Source organism: Dermabacter sp. p3-SID358 (assembly GCF_025147465.1).
In the GTDB taxonomy this organism is placed as follows: Bacteria; Actinomycetota; Actinomycetes; order Actinomycetales; family Dermabacteraceae; genus Dermabacter.
The window spans coordinates 1-6,699 of record NZ_JALXOZ010000030.1; the positions used below are offsets into that span (position 1 = coordinate 1).

The window sequence follows — 6,699 nt, forward strand, 5'->3', positions numbered from 1 at the left end:
GCCCGGGGCCCGCCCCCCGCCGCGCGGCGGGCGCGGGGGGGGGGTTTTGGTTTGGGGGGGGGGGCGGGGGGGGGGGGCCCCCCCACCTTTGTGTGTACTCGCCGAATAGGCTTCTATGCTGGTGTTTTCTAGGGATCGGTAAGTCGAGGTTGTTACGGTTGAGTTATGACCGAGTTCGAACAACAACACGTGCAGCCGCTCCAAAGTGAGCCTAAGAAACCTGCGGGAAAACCGGGGCTCTTCAACGGCTCGACCCGCCACGGTCTTCTCGGCGATCTTTCGCTTCGCCACCCGTGGGACATTCCGCTCTTTATTGCGGGCATCGTGCTCACGTGTCTCCTGTACATCGCGTGGGTAGGTGCGGTCGGCATCATCATCTACATGATCGCAACCGGGAAGTGGTCGAGCATTCAGCCGGCAATCGAAGGTGAAAACGAGGGTCTCTCGAATCCCTACAGCCCCATCTCCATGGGGATTCAGCTTTTCGTTGCCGTGATGTTAATCCCTTGGGTTCTGTGGATCGCTCGCGCCCTCATGTACGCCCAGATCCGTGCGTCTGGCGTGCGAATGAGCCCCACGCAGTTTCCCGAGGGATACCGCATGGTTGCCGAGGCCGCCGAACAGTTCGGGATGCGCCGCGTTCCCGACGCATACGTACTTTCGGGCAACGGCATGATCAACGCCTTCGCGGCAGGTCACGGCTTTCGCCGATTCGTGTGCGTCTACTCCGACCTATTCGAGGTGGGAGGCAAGGCCCGCGACCCGGAGGCGCTGCGCTTTATCATCGCGCACGAGGTAGGCCACCACGCCGCAGGCCACACGTCGTACTTCCGCCTCCTCTTCACGAACCTCGTGATGCGCATCCCGATCTACGGCATGGCGCTCTCGCGCGCCCAGGAATACACGGCCGATAACTTCGGCTATGCGAACGTGCCCGCCGGTGCCCCCGGCACGATGGCGCTCCTTGCGGGAGGCAAGTACCTCAACGCCCACGTCAATGTTCACGAGCTTGCCGATCGCGCCGCAACTGAAAAGGGCTTCTGGCTCCACCTCGTGAATCTTTCTATGTCGCACCCGCTCATCACGTGGCGCGCCCATGCGCTGCGCGATCGCTCAAAGGCGGGACGCATGTTCTTGCGCCCGAAGACCCGCATCTTCGATTCCTACCTTCCCGCAGGGTCGACGTGGAGCGGGAAGTATCCCACTCCCGAAGAAGCCCTCGAACTCCTTGAGCGCGCACGCGCCGAAGGTCACGTGATCGGTGAAGAGCAGTTCGGTCGGTTCCCATTCGGTCAGAGTTATCCAGCTCCAGAACACATGAGGCCACTGCAGGTGAGGGAACCGTCGGCACCTGCCGCCAACCCCGTTGTTTTGCGCAAGCCGGGAGCGCACTGACCCGCGCACGGTGAATCGAACTAAAGCGCCAGTGCGAGAGGCACTGGCGCTTTTTCGCGCCCCCAGCAGGACTCGAACCTGCGTGGGTTGCTCATCCGCGTTGACTGCGTGTGAAAGTGCCTTTGCCGGTGGGCGTTTTGGGGCTTCATCGATCCTCGCAACACGGCTCACCCCGCCGTAAAAACTAAGCGCTCCTTCATGGCTTCGCTCACGAAAACTTCGAGCAGAGTTTTGACAAATCTCCGTTCGCGGCACATACCCGCTGCATTCGCTCACGCCGCGACCGCGGAACACGGCGTGTTGGCTCGTGTTGTTCGCTGTTAGGGGCCGCTCGGCGGCTTCCCCGCGCTTCCAAGCGGTGACCCCTCGTGCGCCTGAAGCGTGGTCTGAAGCGTAGGCTGAGGCGTCCTTTTAAGCGTCCCCTTGTCGAAAATGACCCGGGAAAACTCCCTCTGAAGGAGTGTTTCCCCAGGTCATAGCGCCCCCAGCAGGACTCGAACCTGCAACCTACGGATTAGAAGGCCGTTGCTCTATCCATTGAGCTATGGAGGCATGCCGCGCGGGCGGATCCAGTGTACCGGGATTGGAGAGTGGGGCCGAATGCGCAGCGGCGCGTGCTCCACATCGAAGCCCATTCCACAACCGCTGACGAGCTGCTTTTCGAGGGCGAGGGTGAGAGGCATGCTCGTGGATGAGCGCCGCACCGGGCGGCGACCGATCCCAGGGGGAAATTCAATGAATGCAATCGTGACAACGATCCAGGGCAACGCGACCGCCGATGCCACGATCTTCAAATTCGATGGCGGTGGCTGCCGCACGTCGGTGACCGTTGCCGTGAACGATCGATACTACGACGTTCAGGCTGAGGAATGGAAGGAGCGCAAGCCCGAGTATGTGCGCGTGCAGGTGCGCCGTGAATCGCTCGCCAATAATGTCGTGCTATCGGTCAAGCGTGGCCAGCCCCTCCTGTGCACGGGGCGTCTTGTGACGCAGACGTGGGAGGATCGCGACGGCAACACGCGCACCGAGTTGCTCATGCACGCCGATCATGTCGCAATCGACCTCACCTACGGAACCGCGCAGTTCGCCAAGAGTGCGCCGTCGTGGGTGGACGAGAATACCGGTGAGGTTCGCACTACCTCCCCGGGGCCCGAGAACGAGACGGCCGATGAAACTGCGGTCGACGAAGCGGTCGAGGAAGGTGACTCTCGCGCTTTGGGCGCAACAGATTTTGAAGGTTCGCTCGACGAGAGCGATTTCGGGGAACACGCCGAGGTGGAGGAACCTAGCTACGCCTGAAAGCGGGAGGGAGCGTCGGTTCCCGCACGCGCGCTCGCGCGGGGGTGCGGGGTCCGACGCTCGCCCGCTTAACGCGCTTACCCGTTGTGAATATTGGTGCCGGTGCCGGGTGAGTCGATGCCGAGGCTCGCGCATAGCGTCGCGACGAGTTCGGGAATGAGATCGCGGCCAACGCGCAGTTTTTCGCCTTCGCGTGCAACGGCACTGAACGTCTCGCCCGTGGTGAGAGCGCCGGCGGCAACGAATACGGGGGCGGGTTCCGAGCTGGGGGAGCTGTCGATTGCGCCGCGGATGCGAGCCTGAATGTATCCGCCGGAGCAGCCTTCAGGCCAGAGGGCATTGGCGAGTTCGTCGGCAACATCGGCGTGTTGGGTGCCGGTTTCGACGCTCGTGAGGTGATGCGGGTCGCCGTTCGCGAGGTCGAGTGTTTCTTGGGGGAGGAGGCGCGAAAGTTCGGGGCGCTCTTCGAGAAGAGCCTTCGTTGTGAATAGCGCGTAGCGAGCGATGTGTTCAGGAGCAGGGGAGTCTTGCTTGCGAGTGTGACGAACGAGCTCGAGAACCGCGGCGGCGAGGGCTCCTTCGGTTTCGCTCAGGTTGAGGTCTCGCGTTTCTGAATTCACGGCGCTGGCTCCTTACTGGGACAATGGTGACACTTGCCTCATGCTGGGGTGAGTACCCACCCCACGATAGTTCCCCACGATGTGAGCCGAGGTCACCGTTGAGTTTTACGAATCCCTTTGCCGGTGCTGCCCAGCCGAGTCCGAAGCCCGCGGGTTCCACGAATGAGAAGGGTGCAAGGAAGCTCTCGCCTCTCACGATCACGATTCTCGTCATCGTTGCACTCATCGTCGCCTTCGCATGGTTTGCCGAAGTGGCGACGAGTTACATGTGGTTCGACCAGCTAGGGTTCGACGACTTCCTCGTCAAGAAGTGGGTCACGCAGGGGCTTTTGTTCCTCCTCGGGCTCGTAACCGTGGCTGCACCAATCTTCGTGTGCCTGTGGGCGAGCTACAAGTACCGGCCGCAGACTGTTCCGGTGACCCGCGAAGACATCACGATCGCGGGCTTTCGCGACGCGGTTGAGCCGCTGCGCAAGGTCATCACGATCGCCGCACCGGTCGTTCTTGGAATCTTCGGCGGGCTCACGCTTTCGCGCCAATGGCAAGAGGTTCTCCTCATGCTTAACCAAGAACCGTTTGGGAAAACCGATCCGGTATTCCACAACGACGTCGCGTTCTACGTGTTCACGCTTCCCGTGATCGAAACGGCGCTCGGGCTCGTGAACTTTGTGATTCTCGCGAGTGCATTTGCGGCGGTGCTTGGCCACTTCATTTACGGTGGAATTGAGTGGGATCAAAAGAGGGGACTCAAACTTACCCGCGCAGCGCGCACCCACGTTGGAGTCATTGCCATGGCCTACATGTTCGTGCTCGCTGCGCAGCACTGGTTCGAGCGATACGCAACCCTCACCACCTCTCACGAAAAGTTCGATGGCGCGGCCTATACCGACGTGCATGCACTCATTCCCGGCAAGACCATTCTCGCCATTTCCGCGATCATCGTCGCTTTGCTGTTGCTCGCGTGGATCCTCAAGGGCAATTGGAAGCTGCCTGCGGCCGCGGCGGGCCTCATCGTGCTCTCCACGGTCGCCGTCGGAATGGTGTATCCCTACCTCATCCAGACCTTCCAAGTGGAACCGAACGAGCGCAATCTCGAAAAGCCCTTCATTGAAGAGAACATGGCCGCCACACGCGCAGCCTACGGCCTTGAAGATGTCAACGAGATTTCTTACCGAGCGAAGTCAACGGCTACGTCGGGCCAATTGCGCGAAGACGCCGCGACCACGGCGCAGATCCGTCTTCTCGACCCCGCGGTGGTGTCCCCGACCTTTGGCCAGCGTGAAGCAAACCGCCGTTACTGGGGTTTCGAAAATACCTTGAGCGTGGACCGATACGAGATTGACGGGCAAAAGCAGGACACCGTGATCGGTGTACGCGAGCTCCGCCCCGACAAGCTCGAGCTCGCCTCGCAGTCATGGGTCAACCAGCATGTCGTGTACACGCACGGTTTCGGTGTAGCTGCAGCCTACGGCAATCAGCGGCGCACGGACGGTGAGCCGGCCTTTTTCCAGTCAGGCGTGCCCGGATCGGGCGAACTCGGAAAGTTCCAGGAGCGCGTCTACTTCGGGCGCCACTCGCCGAGCTACTCAATCGTAGGAGCTCCCGAGGGCTCGGATCCCCAAGAATTTGACTACCAATCCGGCACGGAGGGTGATGACCAAGGCAGGCAGGTCTCCAACACCTACACGGGTGATGGCGGCCCGAGCGTGGGCAACTTCGTCAACCGAATGCTGTTCGCGATCAAGTTCCGCGAGTTCAACATTCTCATCTCGAGCTATGTCAACGAGAACTCTCAGATCCTCTACGATCGCGACCCACAGCAGCGAGTGAAGACCGTCGCGCCCTTCCTGTCGCTCGACACCGAGATGTATCCGGCGGTTGTGGACGGCAAGCTCAAGTGGGTGATCGATGCCTACACGACGAGTGATCGCTACCCGTATGCGCAAGCGACAAACTTTGATCAGGTCGTCACCGACTCGAAGGTGAACGGGGCCGATACCGCCGGGCTGCGCGAGCGCCAGGTCAACTACATGCGCAATTCGGTGAAAGCCACCGTCGATGCCTTCGACGGCAGTGTGGATCTATACGCGTGGGACACGGAAGATCCGATCCTCAAGGCATGGGAGAAGTCATTCCCGAAAGCTGTGAAACCCGCCAGTGAAATCTCGGGCGACCTCATGAGCCATCTTCGCTATCCGGCGGACTACTTCAAGGTGCAGCGTTCCATTCTCGGCAGGTACCACATTGATAAGGCCGAAGACTTCTACGTGGGGCAGGATTTCTGGCAGACGACCCCGGATCCCACGCAGGCGCGCGAAGGTGAGAGCGGTTCCGCACCGCTTCAGGCCCCGCACTACCTCACAATGCAAATGCCCGGTGAGAGTGAGCCGCAGTTCACGCTTTCCTCGAGTTATATTCCTGAATCGGGTCAGGACGTTCTCACGGGTTTGCTTGCGGTGAACTCGGAAACAGGAACGAAGGCGGGCAATCCCGCGAAGGACTATGGCAAGTTGACGCTCCTCGTTCTCCCGAGCTCGAATCCTGTGAGCGCGCCGAGGCAGGTGCAAAACACGTTCAACTCCAACCCGCAGGTGTCGAACGAACTCAACCTTTTGCGCCAGGGGAACTCGAAGGTCATCAACGGCAACTTGCTCACGCTCCCCGTTGGCGGCGGACTCCTGTATGTTCAGCCGGTCTATGTCATGAGCTCGAGCTCCGGTGGTGGAACGTCGTACCCACTCCTGCGAAAAGTGCTCGTAAGTTTTGGTGACAAGGTGGGCTACGCCGACACGCTCGATGAGGCCCTCGACGCTGTTTTCGGAGGCGACTCTGGCGCGAGCGCGGGCGACGCCGAAGTTCCCACGACGGGAGAAGCGAAGGCAGTTGAGGACGCGGTCTCGGACCCGAACACCGGTAAGGAGGGCGGCGGTAAGAAAACCCCCGAGCCGAGTGAGGCTCCAAGCGAGACCCCTAGTGAACAGCCAAGTGAAGCCCCGGCTCGACCGACACCCGAGGGAGGATCTGGCGATCCCAAAGCCGATCTTGACACTGCGTTGAAGGATCTCGACGCGGCGTGGAAGGATGCCGAAAAGGCACGCGCCGAGGGTGACTGGGCCAAGTACGGCGAGGCGCAAGAGCGCCTCAAGGACGCGATCGAACGTGCCGATGCCGCAAATGCGCAGCTGCCTGGAGGCGGCGACTAGCGAAGGAACGGGAGCATGAACGGGGCGTGAACGTGAACTACGAAACGTTTAGCTGCTGAAAACTAGACTCCGCCGCGTGGCCCTACTAAGTTAGAGAGCGCCGACGCGGGGTGGAGCAGTTCGGTAGCTCGCCGGGCTCATAACCCGGAGGTCGTAGGTTCAAATCCTGCCCCCGCTACGAG

At 61.1% G+C, this 6,699-nt stretch carries 4 protein-coding genes and 2 tRNA genes; 4 read left to right on the forward strand and 2 right to left on the reverse strand.

Annotated features, from left to right (window positions below; translation table 11 throughout):
• Positions 1 to 165: 165 nt before the first annotated feature.
• Positions 166 to 1,395 (forward strand): M48 family metallopeptidase, encoded by a 1,230-nt coding sequence (locus tag M3B90_RS09500; protein WP_259890139.1) that lies wholly within the window; start codon positions 166 to 168, stop codon positions 1,393 to 1,395.
• A gap of 479 nt (positions 1,396 to 1,874) precedes the next feature.
• Here the strand turns inward: M3B90_RS09500 and M3B90_RS09505 are convergent.
• A tRNA-Arg gene (locus M3B90_RS09505) sits at positions 1,875 to 1,947 on the reverse strand.
• Between the two features lie 183 nt (positions 1,948 to 2,130).
• Here M3B90_RS09505 and M3B90_RS09510 point away from each other — a divergent pair.
• The gene (locus M3B90_RS09510; protein ID WP_259890141.1) at positions 2,131 to 2,694 is read left to right on the forward strand and encodes a single-stranded DNA-binding protein; all 564 of its coding nucleotides are present in this window, start codon (positions 2,131 to 2,133) and stop codon (positions 2,692 to 2,694) included.
• A 77-nt stretch (positions 2,695 to 2,771) separates the two neighbouring features.
• Here M3B90_RS09510 and M3B90_RS09515 read toward each other — a convergent pair whose 3' ends face one another.
• A complete protein-coding gene (locus tag M3B90_RS09515) occupies positions 2,772 to 3,314 on the reverse strand; it encodes a hypothetical protein (protein ID WP_259890144.1) in 543 nt (180 codons plus the stop codon).
• A 98-nt stretch (positions 3,315 to 3,412) separates the two neighbouring features.
• Here M3B90_RS09515 and M3B90_RS09520 point away from each other — a divergent pair, with 98 nt between their 5' ends.
• A complete protein-coding gene (locus tag M3B90_RS09520; protein WP_259890147.1) occupies positions 3,413 to 6,517 on the forward strand; it encodes a UPF0182 family protein in 3,105 nt (1,034 codons plus the stop codon).
• 104 nt (positions 6,518 to 6,621) lie between these two features.
• Positions 6,622 to 6,695 (forward strand) — tRNA-Met (locus M3B90_RS09525).
• Positions 6,696 to 6,699 lie beyond the last annotated feature (4 nt).